Here is a 21,509-nt window from a genome sequence, read left to right as displayed (position 1 = left end):
CCCCGCGGAGCGGGACCCAGAGCGCTGCGCGCTCTGGAAGGGAACGCCCGCGCTGCGCGCGGGACGTGACGGAGTGTGAGGGCCCCTCGCTGCGCGAGGGGCGGCTGGCGCTCGCTGCGCGAGCTTCGGCGGAGGTCTTCCGCTTCGCTCCAGCCCTCTGGGGTGGGGGCTGCGGGTCGCTGCGCTCCCCTTGCCATTGCTGGGTTGTACGGGGGTGGGGCCCGGTCGCTTCGCTCCCCGGCCCCTGGCCCGCTGCGCGGGCGGCTGGCTACGAGGGAGGGTGGCGGGGGTGGTCTCGAATCCAAAGCTGAGTTTGGATTCTGTGACGCTCCGTGAGCATACCGCAGGGTGGGGGCGGTTGGGACCCCCTTCCGCTCCCCTTCCCGGGGCCCTGCGGCCTTTCCGTGGCATTTCCGGGGTCTCCGGGGGGCCGGTCCGGGCGGTGGGGGCCGGGGTGTGTGTTTCGGCCTCGGGGCGGTCAGGCGGGGGTGTAGGCGCGGAGGGTTGCCCGGAGGCCGGGGCGGGTGGTGGCGAGGTAGCGCAGGGCCTCGGCGTGAGTGGTGCAGGCGTGCACGAGGGTGTGGCGGCCGCGCTGGTCGGTGAACTGCACGGTGAGCGCGGCCAGCTGGCCGCAGGCGCGGTGTTCGAGCGGCCGGGTGGGATCCAGGGCTTCGCAGCCGCCGGGCGGGGCGTCCGCACGGAGCCGCAGGGCGCCGCCGAGGGCGTCTAGGAACGCGGCTGCTGCCGTGCGGCGCCGTGCGGTGGCCGGGGCCGTCACCGGGCCGCGTACGGCCTCGGGGCGGGGTGTGAAGCGCCTCCCGGGGGCGGGGGCCGGCTGCTGCGGGGCCCGGCGGGGTGCCGAGGCGGCCGGGGCGGTCCGCGCCGCGGGGGCCGCGGGGGCCGCGGGGGCCGTGGACGGCCGTAGGGCCGCCCGGAGTTCGGCCAGGGCGCGGCGGGTGTCCGCCCGGCGCTGGGCGCGCTCCTGCTCGGCCTGGGCGTCGTCCTCGGCCGGGTCCTGCCGTGGGGAGCGGGGTGCGGGGTCCCGGCGGGGTGGGGTCGGCGGCGGTGCGGGTCTGCGGGCCGGGAGCGGGGCAGGGGGCGGTGCGTCCTCGGCGCGGGCGGCGGCGGGCACCCGGCGGGGGTGGGAGCAGCCGGGGCAGCGCACGGTGCTCCCGGCTTTGGCTCGGGTGGTCCAGGTGTGGCCGCAGTCGTAGCAGTCGAGTTCGACCGGGGGCCGGGTGGTGCCGGCCGGGACCGGGATCGGGGTTCCGCAGCCGCCGCGCGTCTTGGGGCACCGGGTGGTGTTGCCGCTCTGGCTGGTCGTCACGTCCCGTCCGCACACGGGGCAGCGCATGGTGACGGCGGCCGGGAGGTGCTCGGCGGCTGGTGTCGTCACTCCCCCGCCCCTTTCTTGCGCCGGAACATGTGCGCTGTCATCCCAGGTTCCAGTGTCTCGCATGTGCGGGCGGAGCGTGTGCGGTTCGGGTGCGGTTCATGTGGCTGATTTGCTGCGGGATTTAGCGCCGGTGTGTCCGTTATCTAACTGATATGCGCTCAGTTTTGCCGGTGGATTTCCGCAGGGTTCAGGACGTGGAGCAGGCGGCGGCCGCACTCCTCGCACGGGGTGTGCGGGCCGGCGGTCAGGTGGGCTTCGCAGTGGGTGCAGGCGGGGCCTCCGCACTCCGCGCAGCGTGCCGTGTCCACGGTGCCGTTCACGAACGCTGACCCGGCTTCCGCGCACTCCTGGAGAGTCGGCGGCCGGTCGTCCTGCGGGCCGAGGCGGGCCAGGGAGGGGTCCGCGCGCAGGTTCGCCAGGGCCGCCGCGTAGGCCTCGGAGGACTCCAGCACCTCCGCCAGCTCCTGGCCGCCGTACGCCTCGGCGCAGGGCAGGCACAGGTGCGCGCCGGGCAGGGCGTGGGCCGTGGTGCAGGACCCGCAGATGTCGTGGCCGCAGGACAGGCAGACCGGATCGGGGGCGTTCTCGTCCGGGTCCGGCCCGGGGCAGTCGCTCACGGCGCGGAGGGTAGCGGCCGCCACCGACAACGCGCGGTTGTCGGGTCGCCTCCGACAACCGGGAGTTGTCGCCCGAGGGGGCTACTCGCGCCCGCCGGCCCGGCGGATCGCGCGCTCGGCGAGCACGGCCAGGTGCTCGGGGTCCTCGGCCGGGTCAGCGCCGAGCACGGTCATGGCCAGGGCGGCGGCCGCGGTCCAGTCGGCGGCCGGGGCGGTGTGCACGGTGATCTGCGCGAGGGGGCCGACCGCGCGGCGGACCAGGGCCAGCCACGGCCCGGGGCCGCCGGGCGCTATGTGCACGGCCGTGGGCGTCTGGTCCGCGCCCGCCCGGTACAGGGTGCCCAGGACGGCCAGCAGCGGCCCCGTGGGGGCGCCAGACGGCCAGCAGCGGGCGCGGCGGACCCGCAGGCCTCCCCCGGCGTGCTCGGCCAGCAGCAGGACCCGGGCAACGTCGTCCGGGCCGACCGCCACAGCCAGGACGTGGCGGAGCAGGCTCCCGGGCGGCCGCGCCGGTCTGGGCGCGAGGAGCCGGCGGGGACGGGGGCGGGCAAGGGTGGCAGTCATCTCGACCTCCGAGGGTTCGCGGAGGCCCTGTGCGGCCCGCTGCGGGCCGATCCCCTTCCCGGACGACCGGATGGCCGCCCGGCGGCTGATCGCTGCGCAGCGGGCCGTACGGGCCGTCAGACGGGTACGGACGGGGCGCAGTCGACTCCTGGCCGCTGCTGCTGCGTGGGAAGGGCCGCCGCGGCGGCGGGCGGCCGCGCTCCGGCCTCGGGCACGTCCGGCTGCTGCGGGGCGGCGGGCGGCTGCGGGGTGCCGTGAAGGGGGCGGGGCGAGGGGTCCGGCGCGCCAGCGTCGGCGGACGCGGCGCAGCCGCTCGCGCGCCCGTACGCGCTACTACCGGTAGTAGCCCTGCGGGCGTCAGCGACGCTTCGCGCCGCAGGCGCTTCTTCTCCGGTTCTGGACAGGGTTACTGAACCGATTTGGGTGTCTGCCAGACACCCCGTGGCGGACTGAGAGACACCCCGTGCCGGACTGAGAGACACCCCGTGAGAACCCCCGCCGAGGCACTGCGAGTCACCCCGCGCGTCCGGGCCGGCGGGGCCGTGCGGCTGCGGCCGCGGGAGGCCGGGGTGCCCGTCAGTCACCCCGTCGCCGGGGCCGCGGGGCGGCTGCGAGTCACCCCGTGAACGACTGCGTGGAGCGGGGACGGGGTGGCGATCAGTCACCCCGTCGTCGGCCGCGCCGGAGGACTGCGAGTCACCCCGTCCGGAGCCCTTCGCGGGGCGCTTCCTGCCCTTGTCGCATCGGGCGGTCTTGGCGGGCCGGTCGGGAAGGTCGGGGCGGGCGGCTGTGGTCAGCGGGGGCCGGCCGGTCTTCTGGCGGTGGGCGTTGACGCGGTCAAGACCGTCCGCGAACCAGGCCGCGGGGATCATCAGGTCGTAGACGACCGGTCGGCGGTCGGCGCGGATGTAGGCGGCGGCCTGCTGGTCACCCCGTGCGATCAGGCCGCGTGCCTCCAGCCGCTGGAGAGACCGGAGCACGGTCCGGTCGTCCACGCGGGCCCGCTCTGCGATGGTCGGGCGGGATGGGTAGGCATTGCAGCCGTCTGGGCCGGCCTTCTCCGCCAGCACCGCCAGTACGGCGAACTCGTTGACGTCGGCCACCGGCGCGCAGCCGGTCGCCCATCGCAGGGCTTCGAAGCTCACGGCCGGCCCCCGCTCACGGCGGAGGCGGAGGAACAGGCAGGGACGCGCGCAGAGTACGCGCGGGTGTCAGCCATCACCGCTACACTCCAGGTGGTTTGTAAAACACTGCACCGCCAGCCCCCGGGGTCGTAACCGGGGGCTTTGGTGTTTCCAGGGGCCCGTCGGGCCGACCGAACGCCGGAGCACCGCCGCGGCCGAGGCCAGGGCGGGTCGTAGTTGCTCAGGAGTTCAGGGGCCGTGCGGGGTGCAGGGCGCAGCGGCCGGGCACCAGGCGGTGCCGGCCGCGCGGGCACGCGTCGAGCGGCGCGCGTGCAGGGGTATGTGCCAGGGCGCGCGGCCGGCCGGAAGGCCGAGGGCGCGCAGGACCGCCGTGGCCGGGGTGCCCACTCCCCCGGGCCAGTCAGCCAGGACAGTGTCCTGGGCCCAGCGGGCCGCCCAGGCGCCGCGCGCGCTGCGGGAGCGGAGCACGGCGAGGACGGCGGCCATGTGGGGCCAGCCCTGCCAACGGCCCGTCCAGAGCCGGTGCAGCGGGCGGTGCAGCGCGGAACGGCGGGCGGCCGCGGCCCGGCGGGTCGTGCGGTTCGCGGGGCGGTCGGCGGGGGCCGGGTCGGCGGCGGGGGCCGAGGGAGCCGGAGCCAGCCCGAACCGCCGGGGCGGGTGCCCGGTCGGGGCGGCGGGGCCGGTGTCCGTCGGCATGGCCGAAACCCTACCGCCACGCTCCGCGCAGGTGTCACTACAACGGCCGCACCACGCGGACCCCTTCGAGAGGTCCGCATGACGGAAACACACCTATCTGACGTGACGTCAGCTGAATTACTCCGTCGCGTACGTCGCTGAATTCACCACTCATCGCGTTCTTCAGGAATTGCCAAAGCGGTGTGTGTATCGGTTTTGCATTCCTCCCACATGACAGTTCCGAATCCGTCCCGGGCGAGGGTGATTGACGCTTTCCGGGGGTCGAATTCGTCGGCCGGGTATTCGGCGGTGTGAATGATGTAGCGGTCCCGGAGCGCCACCACGTTGAGCCGGACCAGCCCGCGGCAAGGGCCCCGGTCGGCGTCCGGGCGGACCAGGTATGCAAGGGCCAGGTACGGGACCCCGGTGCGCGCGGCCGCGTCCAGCGCCGCCCCGACCTCCGGGCCGAAGTAGGCGTCCATGTCCCGGTAGCGGCCCCACTCGCTGCTCATCGGCCGGCCCCGGCCGGGGTGGGCAGGGCAGCGAGCGGGGAGCGCCGGCCCTTGGGCGCGGCGCGCAGTGCGGGCCAGTCCACCTCTGGATGGTCGGCGGGCAACCGGTCGATGTCCCCGGCCCGGTAGAGCGGGATCGAGACCGTTCCGCCGCGGGCCGCGCCGAACCTCACCTTCACCTCCTGGGCGTGGCGCACCCACCCGAGGCGGACCACGTGGTCCCAGGTGCTGCGGCGTACGCCGAGGCGGGCGGCGGCCTGGTCCGGGCCGAGGGGCACGGCCTCGGCCAGCAGGGCGGCCAGGTCCGGGCGCGCGGCCAGGGCGGCCACCTGGTCCGGGTGGAGGGCAGGCTGGGCCGGGTCGCCGGAGAGGTCGGTAAGGAGCCCGGCCGTCACCATCTCCCGCACCGCGAACACCGTGACCTGGGCCGGTCCCTGGCCGGGGGCGGGGTTCGGGGTGCCCAGGGCCGCGGCCAGCCGGTCGGCGGCCCCGCGCCCCGACAGCACGCAGGGCAGGCCGGCGCGGATCGCGCCAGCGTCCATGGCCTCCACCGCGGCCCGCGACCACACCCCCGCTCGCACGTCCCCGGCCGGAACCGCCCCGGTGTGCACGGCCCACCGGAACTCGGGCCGCCTCACCCGCAGCCGCCCCGCGGCCTGCCCCTCGTCGTACTCAGCGCGCTTGCCCACCGTGCTCTCCCTCCGGTACGCCGCCCGCTCCGGGCGGTGCCGGAAACATGCCGGTACGTTCCAAAAACTGTCAAGTACCGCACAGTTAGCCCGAGTTGGGGGTTATGCACCCCTGCTGCGCCTGCGTACGCGAGGACAGATTCACCCTCCCGGGGGATGGCCGCGGGCACAGCGGAGCGGGGCCGCCACCGGTCGGTGACGGCCCCGCTCGAAGTGCTCACAACACCCAGCCTGCAGAACGGGTGCACCGCTCTGACCTGGGAAAACAGCCTGTGAGGCTCACAGCCTCACAGGGCGCGGCTTCACAGGTTCACGTCGATGTAGTCGATGTCGGTGAACTCCACCAGCAGCCCCTGGGCTCGGCCGCCGCCGTCCCGGAAGTAGACGTCCTGCAAGCCCTCGGCGGCGATCCGCTGTAGGTCGGCCTCGGAGGCTCCGGCGTCCTGGGCGGCCAGCAGCCGGCCCGCGTACTCCGGGGGAAGGTGCTGGGTGATCCGGCGCATCCGCCCGTCGTCCGTCGTACCGGGAGCGGCGGTGAACCCGAAGCGGGCCCGGGTCTCGATGACCAGACCGGTCTGGGTAGCGGCCCGCTCCCGGGCGCGCTTGCGCACCAGGGGCTGCCACCGGCGCTTGACCTCGGTCTCCATCCGGGCGGCCAAGTCAGGCTTGGGGCGCTTGATCTGGTCTTTCACGTACCGCTCGACGGTGCGCTGCGAGACGCCCAGTAGGGCGGCCACGGCCTTGGTGGAGCCCTTGTGCTGCTTGACCAGGTACCGCATCTGCGCGCCCGCGCTCTTGGGGATCGGCCGGGTGCCGGCCGCCTGCGCGGCTCTGTCCAGGCTGTCTCCGACGATGCCCATGTAGTCCCCTCCGGTTCTGTCCCGAGCCCGGGACACGCTTCATGATCGTGTAGTGGTGGTGCGGTGGACCGGCGACCTGGTGGGTCGCCCTGCCAGCGGTGTGCGCGGCCGGGGAGGATGTTCCGCATGACGCGTCCGATGCTGACTCAGCGGGAGGCGGCGGCCGCGTGCGGCGTCAGCCGCTCCACCATCCGCCGCCGCCGTGAGGCCGGTGACCTGCCTGGTTGTGTGGAGGACCCGTCACGGGGATGGATGATCCCGGTGGATGCCCTGTTGGCCGCTGGGTTCCGGATCAATGCCCCCGCCCCGGCGGACCCCGCCGCCGAGGCCCCGGCCGGCCCCGCCGCTCCGGCCGACGGCGCGGGCCAGGACGCGGCCGCCCTGCGGGCCGAGCTGGACCGGATCCGCGCGGAGCACGCCCTGGCCCTGGCCGAGGCCCGGTTCGGGCAGCAACTCGCCCAGGCCGAGGCCGAGCACCTGCGCGCGCAACTTGCGGAGCGGGGCGAGCGGATCGCCGACTTGCAGCGGGCCGTGGCCGCCCTGACCCCCGCCCCGGAGCGGGCCGCGCTCACCCCGCCGGCCGGGCCGACCGTGCCCGGCCAGTCTCAGGCCGAACCGGCCCCCGCCCCGGCCGCCGAGGCGGACGGGCCGCGCCGGCGGTGGTGGGGCGGCCGGTCCTGACCCAGCAGACGACGGCGGGGGGCCCCCCCCCGGCCCCGGGGGCCCCACAACCATGATCGGGACGCGACCCCCCGCACCACCGTCCGACGGCCGGACCCGCGTCATAGCGGGGCCGCACCGCGCTCTCCCCGGGTAAGACGTGCCGTCAACACGGAGGGAGAGCAGCCCATGTCCCGCTCGGAGGAACCGTCGGCGAAGGCCGCGGTGGAATGGCTGGTTTCGGTGGCGCCGGATCCCGACGCCTGCCGCTGGGAGTGGGAGCGCAGCCCGCTCGGGGTCACGCTCCTCCCCGCGGGCCGGAGCTGGGACGTCCTGATCCTGCCCGGCGGCCTCGGGCACCCGACCCTCGGCGTGCTCGGGCGCCTGGTCGCCCGGCCCGGCCCGGTGCTCGCCGACTTCGGCGACTCCCGGCTGGGCTTCTTCGTCCCCGCGGGCACCGCCGCGCGCTGGCTGGGCACGGGCGTACGGGGCGCCGGCCGCGGCACCTGGATCGTGGTCCCGTACCCCGGCCGGGCCACCGGCGGGGTGCGCTGGCTGGTACCGCCGGACGGCTCCGGCGTCCTCACCGACCCGGCCGTCCTGGAGCTGGCGATGCACGAGGCGGCGGCCGTGGTGGCGGGCGAGGGGAACGAGGGGGCTTGACAAGCCCATTGGTCTGGACCATGTTGTGCGCGATCCGGCTCCTCCCCGGCACGCGCCGACCCGCCGCGTGCCGAACTCCCCCCATGTACGGAGGCAGTTGTGCCGCGCACCCCCACGCGCTTCCTCTCCGGTCTGGTCACGGCGGCCCTCGCCGCGGCCGGACTCGCCGCGGCGGTCCCGTCCGCCGCCGCGGCCGACACCGACCTCGCACGCAACGGCGGCTTCGAGTCCGGCCTCGACGGCTGGACCTGCACCGCCGGCAGCGGAACCACCGTCAGCAGCCCGGTCCACGGCGGGAGTTCCGCGCTCAGGGCCACCCCGGCCGGCCAGGACAACGCGCGCTGCGCGCAGACCGTCACCGTCCGGCCGGGCTCCACGTACACCCTCTCGGCCTGGGTCCAGGGCGCGTACGTGTACCTGGGCGCCACCGGCACCGGCACCACCGACACGTCCACCTGGACCCAGTCCGCCGGCGGCTGGACCAGGCTCTCCACCAGCTTCACCACCGGCGCCGCCACCACCCGGGTCACCGTCTACACGCACGGCTGGTACGGCCAGCCCGCGCACCACGTCGACGACCTCACGCTCGTCGGCCCCACCCCCGACGGCGGCCAGGAGCAGCCGCCCGCCTCGCCGGCCGGACTCACCGCGGGCGGCGCGACCAGCAGCAGCATCGGCCTCTCCTGGAACCCGGTGGCCGGCGCCACCGGCTACCGCGTGTACCGCGACGGCGCCCAGGTGCTCACCACGACCGGCACCACCGCCACCGTCACCGGACTGGCCGCCTCCACGACGTACACCTTCCAGGTCAGCGCCACCAACAGCGCCGGGGAGTCGGCCAGGAGCGCGGCCGTGCCCGCCACCACGACCGGCGGCGGGGGCAACCCCGGCGGCGGGCTGCCCGCGCACGCCCTCGTCGGCTACCTGCACGCGAGCTTCGCCAACGGCTCCGGCTACGTCCGGATGGCCGACGTGCCCGACTCCTGGGACGTGATCAACCTGGCCTTCGGCGAGCCGACCTCGGTCACCTCCGGCGACATCCGCTTCGCCCTCTGCCCGGCCGCCGAGTGCCCCAACGTCGAGACGGCCGCCGAGTTCAAGGCCGCGATCAGGGCCAAGCAGGCGGCGGGCAAGAAGGTCCTGATCTCCATAGGCGGCCAGAACGGCCAGGTGCAGCTGGCGACCACCACCGCCCGCGACGCCTTCGTCTCCTCCGTCTCGAAGATCATCGACGAGTACGGGCTCAACGGACTGGACATCGACTTCGAGGGCCACTCCCTCTCCCTGGCCACCGGCGACACCGACTTCCGCAGCCCCACCACGCCCGTGATCGTCAACCTGATCTCGGCCCTGAAGACCCTCAAGGCCCGCTACGGCCCTGACTTCGTGCTGACCATGGCGCCCGAGACCTTCTTCGTGCAGCTCGGCTACCAGTTCTACGGCTCGGGCCAGTGGGGCGGCCAGGACCCGCGGGCCGGCGCCTACCTGCCCGTCATCCACGCCCTGCGCGACGACCTCACCCTGCTGCACGTCCAGGACTACAACTCCGGGCCGATCATGGGTCTCGACAACCAGTACCACTCGATGGGCGGCGCCGACTTCCACATCGCCATGACCGACATGCTGCTCACCGGCTTCCCCGTGGCCGGCAACACCGCCCGCGTCTTCCCGCCGCTGCGGCCCGAGCAGGTGGCCATCGGCCTGCCCGCCACGACGAACGCCGGCAACGGCCACACCCCGCCCGCCGAGGTGAACAAGGCGCTGGACTGCCTCACGAAGAAGACCAACTGCGGTGCGTACGCCACCCACGGCACCTGGCCCGCCCTGCGCGGGCTGATGACCTGGTCGGTCAACTGGGACCGGTTCGGGGGCTGGGAGTTCAGCCGGAACTTCGACGCGTACTTCGGCTGACGGCCCGCGCCACCGGCAGCACCAGCAGGAAGCTCAGGCAGGCACTGGCCAGCACGTCCAGCGGCCAGTGCCAGCCGCGCAGCACCAGACCCGCGGCCGTCAGGGCGGCCAGGGCGAGGGCGAGCGGCAGCGGCCACGTCCGGCGCACGCAGGGGCGTACGAGCAGGGCCGCGGCGGTGTACGCGACCGCGGCGGTGGCCGTGTGGCCCGAGGGGTAGTACCCGGCGGCCCACGGCTCCAGCGGGCCCGGCCGGGCCGTCCACGCCTTGAGCGGCACGATCACCGCCGGCACCAGGGCCATCGACAGGCCGGCGGTCAGCGCCGGCACCCAGTGCCGGGAGCGGCGCACCGCGTACGCCATGGCGAGCACCAGCACGGGCACGGCCACCGGGACGTTGCCGAGGTCGGCCAGCCGCTCGGTGACGGCATCGGGCACGGCCCGCACCAGGGCGCGGCTCAGCCGCTCGTCCGGGCCCAACAGGGGTCCCCGGACCAGCACCTGCCAGGTGATCAGGGAGAAGAGCAGCGCGCAGAGGGCGGCGCAGAACGCCGCCCCTCGCGCTGCCGAGAAGGCCGGCCGCCCCGGAACAGGGGGGATGGTTCCGGGGCGGCCGCCCGGATCGGGTCGCCGCGCGCTCCGGGGGGTTTGGAGCGGGCGGCCGTCCGATCGGTGAGGAGTGCCGGGACCAGAGGCTCCGGCGGGGTGGGTGAAGACACGACCGTCAGGGAGCTGGGGAAGCTCGGTGCCGGCTTCGTCCGCGGTCTCCCGCGGGCGGGGTGTTTCACTCATCTGCAGAAACCGTACGGCACCGAAAAGGGGACCGACAGCGGGAACGCGGTCCCGCCATCGGCCCCCCACACCTTCTTCACAGTGCCCGACCGTTACCGGCGGTACCCCGAAAGGGTGTTCAAGCCCTGGCCGTTCAGATGGCCGAGAACGCGGCCTCGATGACGTCCAGGCCCTCGTTCAGCAGGTCCTCGCCGATCACCAGCGGCGGCAGGAAGCGGAGCACGTTGCCGTAGGTGCCACAGGTGAGGACCAGCACGCCCTCGGCGTGGCAGGCCTTCGCCAGCGCGGCGGCGGCGGCCGCGTTCGGCTCCTTGGTGGCGCGGTCCGTGACCAGCTCGATGGCGATCATGGCGCCGCGGCCGCGGATGTCGCCGATGACGTCGAACTTCTCGGCCATCGCGGAGAGGCGGGTCTTCATGACCTCCTCGATGCGCTTGGCCTTGCCGTTGAGGTCGAGCTCCTTCATGGTCTCGATGGAGCCCAGCGCGCCGGCGCAGGCCACCGGGTTGCCGCCGTAGGTGCCGCCCAGGCCGCCCGCGTGCGGGGCGTCCATGATCTCGGCGCGGCCGGTGACGGCCGCCAGCGGCAGACCGCCGGCGATGCCCTTGGCGGTGGTGATCAGGTCCGGGACGATGCCCTCGTCCTCACACGCGAACCACTGGCCGGTGCGGCAGAAGCCGGACTGGATCTCGTCCGCGACGAAGACGATGCCGTTGTCGTTGGCGAACTTCACGATGGCCGGCAGGAAGCCCTTGGCCGGCTCGATGAAGCCGCCCTCGCCGAGGACCGGCTCGATGATGATCGCGGCGACGTTCTCGGCGCCGATCTGCTTGCTGATCTGGTCGATGGCCTGGGCGGCGGCCTCGGGGCCACAGTTCTCCGGGCCGGTGGGCCAGCGGTAGCCGTAGGCGACCGGCACGCGGTAGACCTCGGGCGCGAACGGACCGAAGCCCTGCTTGTACGGCATGTTCTTCGCCGTCAGCGCCATCGTGAGGTTGGTGCGGCCGTGGTAGCCGTGGTCGAAGACGACGACGGCCTGGCGCTTGGTGTACGCACGGGCGATCTTGACGGCGTTCTCGACGGCCTCGGCGCCGGAGTTGAACAGCGCCGACTTCTTGGCGTGGTCGCCCGGGGTCAGCTCGGCGAGGGCCTCGCAGACCTCCACGTAGCCCTCGTAGGGGGTGACCATGAAACAGGTGTGGGTGAAGTCGGCCAGCTGCGCGGAGGCGCGGCGCACGACGGCCTCGGCGGAGGCGCCGACGGAGGTCACGGCGATGCCGGAGCCGAAGTCGATCAGGCGGTTGCCGTCGATGTCCTCGATGATGCCGCCGCCCGCACGGGCCGTGAAGACGGGGAGCACCGAGCCCACGCCGCCGGCCACGGTGCCGAGGCGGCGGGCCTGCAGCTCCTGCGACTTGGGGCCGGGGATCGCGGTGACGAGCTTGCGCTCCTGCGGAACAGCGGTCATGGGGGCTCCTGGGGTGTTTCGGACGCAACTGTGTCTTTGTCCGCAGGCTAGGCCCGGCGAGGGGGGCGGGGCATGCTCCGTTCGGGAGTGGTCTCCGCGTGTCCTTGTCCGCTGCGGCCATAGGGAGTGTCTCGTGGATCATGCCGGGACGCAGCTCGTGGGGCGCGCACGGCCACTACATTGAGCGGCGCAGCACTGTGAGCGGTCAGGGGGCAGGGGTCATGGACACCGAAGGCACGCACGAGGCGGCGGGTGGCGGCGCGTACGGCACCAAGGGGGCCGGTCTCCCCGCGCAGGCCGGCGCCCCGCACGTCCCCCCGCCCCCGGCCCACGCCCCCGCCACCACCCCACCCCTGGCCGACTGGCTCCGCACCCCCCGCCCCCAGGCCCCCCCGGGCACCTGGCGCCCGGGCCACGTCCCGCGTGCCCTGACGGAGCCCGAGGTCACGCCGGTGCGGCAACTGGTCGCCGGCGCGCTCATCTCGATGCTGGCGGGGGTGCTGCTCTGGTCGTTGCTCTGGAACATGTACCTCGGCGGCTTCTGGCTCTGGCCGCTCTACATGTTCACGCCGGACTCGTGGCAGGGCAGCGAAAGCGTCCCCGCCGTCGTCGCCGCGTACGTCTGGTACGGCATCGTCATCCTCATCCTCGCCGTGACCTTCGGACGCCTGGGCCGTTGGCCGGAGCTGCTCCGGCGGCTCTTCGCGCCGGTCCTCCAGCGGCAGACGCCGCAGACGGCGGCCCCGGCCCCCGCCGAGGACCCTGTGGAGTGGGGTGAGGTGCGGGGTGGTGGGTTGGGGGAGGTGGCCGAGTTGTTGCGGGGGGAGGTGGTCGGCGGGCGGATGAACGACGTCGACTACGCCCGGATCCGGCGGGCCTGGCGGTCCGTGCAGGCCGACCCCTCGCGGCTGCGCGCCTTCGCGCAGGCCGTGCGCGACAAGGGCGCCGGCGCCTGCGTGCACCCCTCCGGCGTGCGGGACCTGCCCGTCCGCGCCGCCCGCCACGACCTCGTCACCGGCCAGGTCCGCATCGGCCGCGCCGACCCCGGCGAGCGCAACCCCTACGCCCGCCGCGGCACCGGCGTCGCCCTCGACACCGGCCTCCTCGGCACCTCGCTTCTCGCCGTCGGCCCCTCCGGCGCGGGCAAGACCGCCCGCCTCGTCCGGCCCGTCGTCGAGTCCCTCGCCCTCCAGGCGCTGGCCGGCCAGGCCGCCGTCGTCGCCGTCGGAGCGGCCGGCACCCGGCTCGGCCCCGACGACGCGTACGACGTCGTGGTCCGCGTCGGCGACCCCGCCTCCCGCTACGACCTCGACCTCTACGGCGGCACCACCGACGCCGACGAGGCCGCCGGCCTGCTCGCCGAGGCCCTCGCGGGGGACGTCCCCGGTGCCGACGTACGCCGCGCCGCCACCGCCCTCGCCCAGCTGCTCGGCCCCTTCCGGGCGGCGTACGGGCGCTTCCCCGGTGTCCCGGAGCTCCGCGAACTGCTCGACGCGGTCCCCGGGACCGTCGACGCCCTCCGCGCGGAGCTCGCCGCGGCCGGACAGCAGCCGATGCTCCGCGAACTCGACGCCCGGGCCCGCGCCACCGGCGCCCACGGCGACCCCGCGCCCCTGCTCGCCGACCGGGTGGCCCTGCTCGACCGGCCCGCCTTCGCCGGGTTCTTCGACACCACCGGCGCCGGGCGCCCCTTCTCCCTGCGCTCCCTGGAACACCCCCTCCGCGTCCGCATCGACCTCCCCGAGCGCGGCCACGCCGACGCCTCCCGGATGCTGGCCCGCCTGGTCCTGGCCCAGTTCACCGCCGGCGCCGCGGCCCGCGCCGACCGCTCGCTCTTCGCCTGCCTGGTCCTCGACGACGCCGCCCACGCCCTCACCCCGGAGACCGTCCGCGGCATCCAGCGGCTCCGCTCGCTGCACGCCGGGGTGGTCCTCACGCTGCGCACGCTGGACGACGTACCGGAGGCGCTGCGCACCCCGCTGCTCGGCGCGGTCGGCTGCCGGATGGCGTTCTCCGGCGTCACCACCTGGGACGGCGGCCGCTTCGCCGAGGCCTGGGGTACCGAGTGGGTCGAGGCCCGGGACGTGACCAGCCGCACCGTCTTCGCCGACCAGCCGCTCACCCGCGCCGTCCACTCCTTCCGCAAGCTCGTCACCGGCAAGGCCGTCACCACCGACGCCGTCACCGTCCGGCAGGTCGAGCGGGCCCGCTGGTCCGCCTCGGACCTCGCCCACTCCCTCCCGCCCGGCCACGCCGTCCTGTCGCTGACCTCGGTACGGGGCGAGCGGGCCGCCCCGCTCCTCGTCGACCTGGAGGGCTGAGGCGAACGAGCTGAGCCGACCTCTACGGGGTGGCAGAATCGATCTGAGCCCTTCATACGCCACGGCGAAATTCTCCCCCGGCTCTCCCCCTGCCTCCCGCCCCCGAAAGTGCACGGTCCCCATGCCGCTCACCCTCGCCTCGCTCGTCCAGCACTCGGCGCTCAAACTCAGCGTCCGGGCGGGCGAGGACCGGCTCGACACCCCCGTGCGCTGGGCCCACGTCAGCGAGCTCGCCGACCCCGTCCCCTACATGGAGGGCGGCGAGCTGCTGCTGATCACCGCCATGAAGCTCGACGCCGACGACCCGGACGAGATGCGCCGCTACGTGCGCCGCCTCGCCGCCGCCGGCGTCGTCGGCATCGGCTTCGCCGTCGGCGTCAACTACGAGGCGGTGCCCGAGGCCCTCGTCGAGGCCGCCCGCGCCGAGGACCTGCCCCTGCTGGAGGTGCCCCGCCGCACCCCGTTCCTGGCCATCTCCAAGGCCGTCTCCGCGGCCCTGGCCGCCGACCAGTACCGGGCCGTCACCGCCGGTTTCGAGGCCCAGCGCGAACTCACCCGGGCCGCCCTGTCCGCCGACGGCCCGGCCGAGATCCTCGGCAAGCTCGCCGCGCACGTCCAGGGCTGGGCCGCGCTCTACGACACCTCCGGCGCCGTCGTCGCCGCCGCGCCCGAATGGGCCGCCCGCCGCGCCGCCCGCCTCACCGCCGACGTCGAGCGGCTGCGCGAGCGCCCCGCGCCCGCCAGCGCCGTGGTCGGCGGCACCGAGGACCGCGTCGAACTCCAGTCCCTCGGCACCGGCCGGCGCGCCCGGGGTGCCCTCGCCGTCGGCACCGGCGCGCCCCTCGGCACCGCCGAGCGGTACGCCGTCCACTCCGCGGTCGCCCTGCTCACCCTCACCACGGAACGATCCCGCTCCCTGCACGAGGCCGAGTCCCGGCTGGGCGCCGCCGTGCTCCGGATGCTGCTCGCCGGGGAGGCCGAACACGCCCGCTCCGTCGCCGGCCCCCTCTACGGCGGCCTCCTCGACTCGCCGTTCCGGCTGTTCATCGCCGAGGCCACCGTCCCCGAGGAGCTGACCGCCCTGGGCGACGCGGTGGAGTCCGCCGCGGGCCGTGCGGGCGAGGCGCTGCTCGTCGTACCGGAGCCCGGCCGGCTCGTCGTCCTCGCCGGGGACGGCGGCGCGGCCGTCACCGCCTGCGCCGACCACGCCGAGGCACTGGAGGCCCGCCGGGGCCGCGCCGAGACCGCCAACGGCCCCGTCCCCGCCACCGACGACCTGGTCGTGGGGCTGTCCGCACCGGCCGGCCCGGCCACGGCCGCCGCCGCGTACAAGCAGGCCGACCAGGCCCTGGCCGTGGCCCGCCGCCGCGGGCGCGCCCTCGTCGAGCACGAGGACCTCGCCGCCGGCTCCGTCCTGCCGCTGCTCGCCGACGACGCGGTACGCGCCTTCGCCGACGGCACGCTGCGCGCCCTGCGGGAGCACGACGCCACCGGCCGGGGCGACCTCGTGGCCTCCCTGCACGCCTGGCTCTCCCGGCACGGCCAGTGGGACGCCGCCGCCGCCGACCTCGGCGTCCACCGGCACACCCTGCGCTACCGGATGCGGCGCGTGGAGGAGATCCTCGGCCGCTCCCTGGACGACCCGGACGTCCGCATGGAGCTGTGGCTGGCCCTCAAGGCCAGCCCGCCGGCCGCGGCGGAGTGATCCCGCCGCCGGCCGCCGGCCCGCCACCCGCCGCCGCCGGCCGCTCGTACCCGCCCCGCCCGGCACCTGGCCGGAAGGGTGACGTCCGGAAGGGACACTGACAAAGCGGCGCGACACCGCCGTCGCCCACTCCAACCCGGATAAACGACGGAGCGGCCGGTCGGTCCTACGGTGGGAGGGACCAAGGACACCGCACAACTTCCGAAGGGCCGGGATTCGCCATGACTTCCACCCACGCCTTCTGGCTCGCCGGCCGCCAGGCCACCGGCGAGGACAGCTTCGACGTCCACAACCCGTGGGACGGCCGTCTCGTCGGCACCGTCAGCGTGCCGACCGACGCCCAGGTCGAGGAGGCCGTGGCAGCGGCGTACGCCGTGACGGCGGAGTTCTCCGCCACCCCCGCCCACGTCCGTGCCGCGGCCCTGGACCACGTGTCCAAGCGGCTCGTCGAGCGCACCGAGGAGATCGCCCAGCTGATCTCCGCCGAGAACGGCAAGCCGATCAAGTGGGCCCGCGGTGAGGTCGGCCGCGCGGTGTCCGTCTTCCGCTTCGCCGCCGAAGAGGCCCGCCGCTTCAACGGCGGAGAGGCCCAGCGCCTCGACACCGACGCCGGCGGCGTCGGCCGGCTCGCGCTGACCCGCCGCTTCGTCAAGGGGCCGGTCCTCGGCATCGCCCCGTTCAACTTCCCGCTGAACCTGTGCGCCCACAAGGTCGCCCCGGCCATCGCCGTCGGCGCCCCGATCATCCTCAAGCCGGCCCCGGCCACGCCGCTCTCCGGTCTGATCCTCGGTGAGCTGCTCGCCGAGACCGACCTGCCGGCCGGCTCCTGGTCCGTCCTCCCGGTCGCCAACGAGAAGATGCCGGCCCTGGTCCAGGACGACCGCCTGCCCGTCATCTCCTTCACCGGCTCCGACACCGTCGGCTACGCCATCCAGCAGTCGGTGCCCCACAAGCACTGCACCCTGGAGCTCGGCGGCAACGCCGCGGCCGTGGTCCTCGCCGACTGGTCCTCCGAGGCCGACCTCGACTGGGCCGCCACCCGCATCGCCACCTTCTCGAACTACCAGGCCGGCCAGTCCTGCATCTCGGTGCAGCGCGTGATCGCCGACGCCTCCGTCTACGACCGCCTGGTCGAGAAGGTCGTCGCCAAGGTCCAGGCCCAGGTCACCGGCGACCCGTCGGACGACGCCACGGACGTCGGCCCGCTGGTCTCCGAGGACGCCGCCAAGCGCGTCGAGTCCTGGGTGGACGAGGCCGTGGCCGCCGGCGCCAAGCTCCTCACCGGCGGCAGGCGCGAGGGCGCCTCGGTCGAGCCGACCGTGCTCGCCGAGGTCCCGGACGGCGTCAAGCTGGCCTGCGAAGAGGTCTTCGGCCCGGTCCTGACCATCCACAAGGTGGAGAACACCGACGAGGCCTTCGCCAAGGTCAACGACTCGAAGTTCGGCCTGCAGACCGGCGTCTTCACCCACGACGTCCAGGTCGCGTTCCGCGCCCACCGCGAGCTGGAGGTCGGCGGCGTGATCATCGGTGACGCGCCGTCCTACCGCGCCGACCAGATGCCGTACGGCGGCGTCAAGCAGTCGGGTGTCGGCCGCGAGGGCGTCCGCTACGCCATGGACGACTACACGTACGAGCGGGTCCTGGTCCTCACCGGCCTGGACATCTGATCGCGTACGGCCCAAGAGCCGACGGCCGGAGCCTACTGTGCGGGGGCTCCGGCCGTCCCCTTTTCCCCCGCCGCCCCCGCCGGCGGCCCCGCTCACCCGTCCGGCCCGGCCGGGACCGGCCGGGAGCGCCCTTCCGCCACCCGGCCCAGCCCCGCTTTTCCCGCGGCGCGCCAAGGGGTACGACTCACAGGTAGCACCGACTGGTAATCGGTACGACCCCTGATCGGTACGTCCCCCGACTCCGGCGGCGAGGTGAGTCCCCTCATGTCCGCAACACAGCCCGCACAGCCCAAGGTGACCGAGCGTGAAGCCCGGCAGGTCGCGGAAGCGGCCCGGGAACAGGACTGGCGCAAACCCAGCTTCGCCAAGGAACTCTTCCTCGGCAGGTTCCGGCTCGACCTGATCCACCCGCACCCGCTGCCCGCCGACGAGGACGTCCGGCGCGGCGAGGCCTTCCTCGCCCGGCTGCGCGAGTTCTGCGAGACCGAGATCGACGGCCCGCGCATCGAGCGCGAGGCCCGGATCCCCGACGAGACCGTCCGCGGCCTCAAGCAGCTCGGCGCCCTCGGCATGAAGATCGACCCCAAGTACGGCGGCCTCGGCCTCACCCAGGTCTACTACAACAAGGCCCTCGCCCTGGTCGGCTCCGTCAGCCCCGCGATCGGCGCCCTGCTCTCCGCCCACCAGTCCATCGGCGTCCCCCAGCCGCTGAAGATCTTCGGCACGCAGCAGCAGAAGGACACCTACCTGCCGCGCTGCGCCACCACCGACATCAGCGCCTTCCTGCTCACCGAGCCGGACGTCGGCTCCGACCCGGCACGGCTGGCCACCACCGCCACGCCGGACGGCGACGACGCGTACGTGCTCGACGGCGTCAAGCTCTGGACCACCAACGGCGTGGTCGCCGACCTGCTCGTCGTCATGGCCCGCGTGCCGCGCTCCGACGGCCACAAGGGCGGCATCACCGCCTTCGTGGTCGAGGCCGACTCGCCCGGCATCACCGTCGAGCACCGCAACGCCTTCATGGGCCTGCGCGGCCTGGAGAACGGCGTCACGCGCTTCCACCGCGTCCGCGTCCCCGCCGACCAGCGCATCGGGCCCGAGGGCGCCGGCCTCAAGATCGCCCTCACCACGCTCAACACCGGCCGCCTCTCGCTGCCCGCGATGTGCGTCGGCGCCGGCAAGTGGTGCCTGAAGATCGCCCGGGAATGGGCGGGCGTGCGCGAGCAGTGGGGCCGCCCGGTCGCCAGGCACGAGGCGGTGGGCGCCAAGATCTCCTTCATCGCGGCCACCACCTTCGCCCTGGAGGCCGTGGTCGACCTGTCCTCCCAGATGGCCGACGAGGACCGCAACGACATCCGCATCGAGGCAGCGCTCGCCAAGCTCTACGGCAGCGAGATGGCCTGCCTGATGGCCGACGAACTGGTCCAGATCCGCGGCGGCCGCGGCTTCGAGACCGCCGAGTCCCTCGCCGCCCGCGGGGAGCGCGCGGTCCCGGCCGAACAGCTCCTGCGCGACCTGCGGATCAACCGCATCTTCGAGGGCTCCACGGAGATCATGCACCTGCTGATCGCCCGCGAGGCCGTCGACGCCCACCTCTCCGTCGCCGGCGACCTCATCGACCCCGAGAAGGCACTCGGCGACAAGGCCAGGGCGGGCGCCAGGGCCGCCGGCTTCTACGCCCGCTGGCTGCCGAAGCTGGCCACCGGTCCCGGGCACGTCCCCGGCAGCTACCGCGAGTTCCACCCGCGCGGACACGCCGACCTCTCCGCACACCTGCGGTACGTCGAACGCGGCGCCCGCAGGCTGGCCCGCTCCACCTTCTACGCCATGTCCCGCTGGCAGGGGAAGATGGAGACCAAGCAGGGCTTCCTGGGCCGGATCGTCGACATCGGCGCCGAACTCTTCGCCATGAGCGCGGCCTGCGTGCGGGCCGAGCACCTGCGGGCCTCCGGCGACCACGGGCGCGAGGCGTACCAGCTCGCCGACGCGTTCTGCCGGCAGTCCCGGCTGCGGGTGGAGGAGCTGTTCGGCCGGCTCTGGGCCAACACCGACGACCTCGACCGCAAGGTCGTCAGCGGAGTGCTGTCGGGCACCTACACCTGGCTGGAGGAGGGCGTCCTCGACCCCTCGGGCGACGGCCCCTGGATCGCCGACGCCACCCCCGGGCCCTCCGCGCACAAGAACGTGCACCGCCCCATCCGCTGACGCGGACCGACCTGCGAGGATTCGCCCGAGCGCCGTACGGCGCGGCAAGACCGGCGAACGGAGCGGGACGGACATGACGGCCGACCTGGAGAGCAGACGGCTGGCCCGGTGCGTGGCGCTGCTGCTGCGCCACGCACCGGACCCGGTGGTGACGGGACTCCTGGACCGCCTGGACCCGGCCGCCCGGAAGTACCTGTGCCGGGACGAGCCCCTGGCCCCGTCGGCCGTCACCCTGCTGCTGCGGCACGGCGGCGACGAGGACCGCCGCCGGGTCGCCGCCAACCCGTACGTGCTCGGCCGCCCCCTCCCGGGCCTGCCGGGCGCCCGCCGCTACGCCACCCGCCGCGCCCCCTCACCGGAACTCCGCGGCACGGTGGCGGCCGAACTCGCCGAAGCCGCAGTGGCCGAAGCCGTACGCGCCGATGCCGCGCTCGCCGAAGCCGCACGGGACGGTGCCGCGCCGCCCGAGGCGCTCGGGCTCACCGCGACCGGGCTGGCGGCGCTGCTGCGGCGGCACGGCGCGCGGCGGCCACGCGTGCCGCTGGACCTGCTGGCGCTGGCCGGCGGCGTGCCGGAGGCGGAGCCGCTGCTGGAGGAGCACGCCCGCCGACCGCTGCCGCCCGGCTCCGTGGAGGCCCTGCTGCTCACCGGCGGCCTGCCCCGCGAGGCCTGCGCCGTACTGCTCGACACGCGTGCGGCGGCCGCGTACGGCCCGGACTGGCACCGGCCCGCCGTCCGCGCCGTCCGGATGGGCCTGCTGACCTGCGACGAGCTCGTCGGGTACGTCGCCCCCGCCCACCGCGCCCTGCTCCTCGGCGACCTGCGCGTCCGCACCGGGCTGCGCTGGTCCCTGCCCGAGCAGGCCGCGTACCGCTCCGCGCTGCACCGCGCCCTCCGCCCCGCCCTCGGCGACGACCCCCGCCTCTGGGCCGAACTCCTCCGCCACGCCCCCGCCTTCGCCGGCACCCTCCCGGAGCTGGCTGCCGCCGTGGCCGCGGGCACGGCGGCGGAGCCGGCCGGCACTCCGCCCGAGCGGCCGCACGCCCCGGTCACCGGGCGGGAGCCCGCCCGGGGGAGCGGGGGAGCGGGCCGGGCAGGAAGCGCGGGAGAGGCCCGGCCGGGGAGCGGCCCCGCGGCGCCGGAGACGTCCCCGGGCGGAGCCGACGCGCAGGCCGAGGCGCTCGGCCGGGCCGTCGCCGCCCTCGCCGCGCACCCGCCGGAGGCACCCGGCGGCCCCGAGCGCGAACTCGCCCTCGCTGCCCTGGGCGTCCCCAACGCCATGGGCGACATCGCCGAGGACATCCGCTGGGTACGGGCCGGCCTGGCCCGCTCCCTGCTCACCGGCACCGACGTGATCCGGCACAAGGCCCCCGCCGCCTGGGCCCTCGACGAGGACCACTGGCTCGGCGAGGTCGACCCCACCCGGACCCACCTGGACGAGGACCGGCGGACGGACCCGGCCGAGCGGGCCCGCGCCCGGGCCCTCCTCGCCGCCCGCGCCGAGGCCGACCGGCTGCTCGGCGACGCCCTCCGCACCGACGTCACCGCCTGGTGGCGCACCGCCCTCGCGCTGCCCGGCTTCCCCGGCACCCTGCCCGAGCTCGTCGCCGGCGTCGTACAGGGGGACTCCGTGCCCGGGCGCGGCTGAGTTGCGGCAA

18 protein-coding genes are annotated in these 21,509 nt (G+C 75.1%); 8 read left to right on the top strand and 10 right to left on the bottom strand.

What is annotated here, in order from left to right:
* Nucleotides 1-478: 478 nt before the first annotated feature.
* The 8 genes from ACIQUR_RS33895 to tpg all read right to left on the bottom strand — a co-directional run bounded on the left by ACIQUR_RS33895 (nt 479) and on the right by tpg (nt 6,458).
* Nucleotides 479-1,396 carry a hypothetical protein gene (locus tag ACIQUR_RS33895; RefSeq protein ID WP_403673014.1) on the bottom strand — a complete coding sequence of 306 codons (918 nt, stop codon included), beginning with the start codon at nt 1,394-1,396 and terminating at the stop codon, nt 479-481.
* Between the two features lie 158 nt (nt 1,397-1,554).
* Nucleotides 1,555-2,013, bottom strand: a complete 459-nt coding sequence (locus tag ACIQUR_RS33890; protein WP_403673012.1) for a hypothetical protein — start codon at nt 2,011-2,013, stop codon at nt 1,555-1,557.
* 81 nt (nt 2,014-2,094) lie between these two features.
* On the bottom strand, nt 2,095-2,577 hold the full coding sequence (locus ACIQUR_RS33885; protein ID WP_403673010.1) for a hypothetical protein: 483 nt from the start codon (nt 2,575-2,577) through the stop codon (nt 2,095-2,097).
* Between the two features lie 116 nt (nt 2,578-2,693).
* The gene (locus ACIQUR_RS33880; protein WP_403673018.1) at nt 2,694-3,680 is read right to left on the bottom strand and encodes a helix-turn-helix domain-containing protein; all 987 of its coding nucleotides are present in this window, start codon (nt 3,678-3,680) and stop codon (nt 2,694-2,696) included.
* Nucleotides 3,681-3,950: 270 nt separating this feature from the next.
* Nucleotides 3,951-4,418: a hypothetical protein gene (locus ACIQUR_RS33875; RefSeq protein WP_403673008.1), complete on the bottom strand. Its 468-nt coding sequence runs from the start codon at nt 4,416-4,418 to the stop codon at nt 3,951-3,953.
* A 143-nt stretch (nt 4,419-4,561) separates the two neighbouring features.
* Nucleotides 4,562-4,909: a hypothetical protein gene (locus tag ACIQUR_RS33870; protein WP_403673007.1), complete on the bottom strand. Its 348-nt coding sequence runs from the start codon at nt 4,907-4,909 to the stop codon at nt 4,562-4,564.
* Nucleotides 4,906-5,598 (bottom strand): hypothetical protein, encoded by a 693-nt coding sequence (locus ACIQUR_RS33865; RefSeq protein WP_403673005.1) that lies wholly within the window; start codon nt 5,596-5,598, stop codon nt 4,906-4,908. The genes ACIQUR_RS33870 and ACIQUR_RS33865 overlap by 4 nt, the downstream gene beginning before the upstream one ends.
* Nucleotides 5,599-5,900: 302 nt before the next feature.
* Nucleotides 5,901-6,458 (bottom strand): telomere-protecting terminal protein Tpg, encoded by a 558-nt coding sequence (gene tpg / locus ACIQUR_RS33860; RefSeq protein ID WP_403673003.1) that lies wholly within the window; start codon nt 6,456-6,458, stop codon nt 5,901-5,903.
* 126 nt (nt 6,459-6,584) lie between these two features.
* On the opposite strand from tpg, the gene ACIQUR_RS33855 reads away from it, so the two are divergent.
* From ACIQUR_RS33855 to ACIQUR_RS33845, 3 genes are all read left to right on the top strand, one after another.
* Nucleotides 6,585-7,139 (top strand): helix-turn-helix transcriptional regulator, encoded by a 555-nt coding sequence (locus ACIQUR_RS33855; protein WP_403673002.1) that lies wholly within the window; start codon nt 6,585-6,587, stop codon nt 7,137-7,139.
* Between the two features lie 168 nt (nt 7,140-7,307).
* Nucleotides 7,308-7,781: a hypothetical protein gene (locus tag ACIQUR_RS33850; protein ID WP_403673000.1), complete on the top strand. Its 474-nt coding sequence runs from the start codon at nt 7,308-7,310 to the stop codon at nt 7,779-7,781.
* 99 nt (nt 7,782-7,880) lie between these two features.
* The gene (locus ACIQUR_RS33845) at nt 7,881-9,692 is read left to right on the top strand and encodes a chitinase (protein ID WP_403672998.1); all 1,812 of its coding nucleotides are present in this window, start codon (nt 7,881-7,883) and stop codon (nt 9,690-9,692) included.
* Here ACIQUR_RS33845 and ACIQUR_RS33840 read toward each other — a convergent pair.
* The gene (locus tag ACIQUR_RS33840) at nt 9,661-10,170 is read right to left on the bottom strand and encodes a phosphatase PAP2 family protein (RefSeq protein ID WP_403672996.1); all 510 of its coding nucleotides are present in this window, start codon (nt 10,168-10,170) and stop codon (nt 9,661-9,663) included. The two genes, ACIQUR_RS33845 and ACIQUR_RS33840, sit on opposite strands and share 32 nt — an antisense overlap.
* Before the next feature lie 445 nt (nt 10,171-10,615).
* On the bottom strand, nt 10,616-11,950 hold the full coding sequence (gene gabT / locus ACIQUR_RS33835; protein WP_403672994.1) for a 4-aminobutyrate--2-oxoglutarate transaminase: 1,335 nt from the start codon (nt 11,948-11,950) through the stop codon (nt 10,616-10,618).
* A 221-nt stretch (nt 11,951-12,171) separates the two neighbouring features.
* Here gabT and ACIQUR_RS33830 point away from each other — a divergent pair, with 221 nt between their 5' ends.
* From ACIQUR_RS33830 to ACIQUR_RS33810, 5 genes are all read left to right on the top strand, one after another.
* Complete coding sequence (locus ACIQUR_RS33830; RefSeq protein WP_403672992.1) at nt 12,172-14,271, top strand: ATP-binding protein; 2,100 nt, start codon at nt 12,172-12,174, stop codon at nt 14,269-14,271.
* A 121-nt stretch (nt 14,272-14,392) separates the two neighbouring features.
* Nucleotides 14,393-15,976, top strand: a complete 1,584-nt coding sequence (locus ACIQUR_RS33825; RefSeq protein ID WP_403672990.1) for a PucR family transcriptional regulator — start codon at nt 14,393-14,395, stop codon at nt 15,974-15,976.
* A 221-nt stretch (nt 15,977-16,197) separates the two neighbouring features.
* Entirely contained in the window at nt 16,198-17,643 is a 1,446-nt protein-coding gene (locus ACIQUR_RS33820) for an aldehyde dehydrogenase family protein (protein ID WP_403672988.1), read from the top strand.
* A gap of 264 nt (nt 17,644-17,907) precedes the next feature.
* Entirely contained in the window at nt 17,908-19,851 is a 1,944-nt protein-coding gene (locus ACIQUR_RS33815) for an acyl-CoA dehydrogenase family protein (RefSeq protein WP_403672985.1), read from the top strand.
* Nucleotides 19,852-19,924: 73 nt separating this feature from the next.
* Nucleotides 19,925-21,499 carry a hypothetical protein gene (locus ACIQUR_RS33810; protein WP_403672982.1) on the top strand — a complete coding sequence of 525 codons (1,575 nt, stop codon included), beginning with the start codon at nt 19,925-19,927 and terminating at the stop codon, nt 21,497-21,499.
* Nucleotides 21,500-21,509 lie beyond the last annotated feature (10 nt).

The sequence above is a fragment of the Streptomyces sp. NPDC101132 genome (assembly GCF_044759225.1).
In the GTDB taxonomy this organism is placed as follows: Bacteria; Actinomycetota; Actinomycetes; order Streptomycetales; family Streptomycetaceae; genus Streptomyces.
This window is presented reverse-complemented; position numbering and strand designations above follow the sequence as displayed.

Bases quoted from the DNA above. Each gene is read 5' to 3' on its own strand.
- ACIQUR_RS33850 (WP_403673000.1), top strand. From the start codon at position 7,308: ATGTCCCGCTCGGAGGAACCGTCGGCGAAGGCCGCGGTGGAATGGCTG.
- ACIQUR_RS33870 (WP_403673007.1), bottom strand. From the start codon at position 4,909: ATGAGCAGCGAGTGGGGCCGCTACCGGGACATGGACGCCTACTTCGGC.
- gabT (WP_403672994.1), bottom strand. From the start codon at position 11,950: ATGACCGCTGTTCCGCAGGAGCGCAAGCTCGTCACCGCGATCCCCGGC.
- ACIQUR_RS33810 (WP_403672982.1), top strand. From the start codon at position 19,925: ATGACGGCCGACCTGGAGAGCAGACGGCTGGCCCGGTGCGTGGCGCTG.
- ACIQUR_RS33855 (WP_403673002.1), top strand. From the start codon at position 6,585: ATGACGCGTCCGATGCTGACTCAGCGGGAGGCGGCGGCCGCGTGCGGC.
- tpg (WP_403673003.1), bottom strand. From the start codon at position 6,458: ATGGGCATCGTCGGAGACAGCCTGGACAGAGCCGCGCAGGCGGCCGGC.
- ACIQUR_RS33875 (WP_403673008.1), bottom strand. From the start codon at position 4,418: ATGCCGACGGACACCGGCCCCGCCGCCCCGACCGGGCACCCGCCCCGG.
- ACIQUR_RS33885 (WP_403673010.1), bottom strand. From the start codon at position 2,577: ATGACTGCCACCCTTGCCCGCCCCCGTCCCCGCCGGCTCCTCGCGCCC.
- ACIQUR_RS33815 (WP_403672985.1), top strand. From the start codon at position 17,908: ATGTCCGCAACACAGCCCGCACAGCCCAAGGTGACCGAGCGTGAAGCC.
- ACIQUR_RS33825 (WP_403672990.1), top strand. From the start codon at position 14,393: ATGCCGCTCACCCTCGCCTCGCTCGTCCAGCACTCGGCGCTCAAACTC.
- ACIQUR_RS33820 (WP_403672988.1), top strand. From the start codon at position 16,198: ATGACTTCCACCCACGCCTTCTGGCTCGCCGGCCGCCAGGCCACCGGC.
- ACIQUR_RS33830 (WP_403672992.1), top strand. From the start codon at position 12,172: ATGGACACCGAAGGCACGCACGAGGCGGCGGGTGGCGGCGCGTACGGC.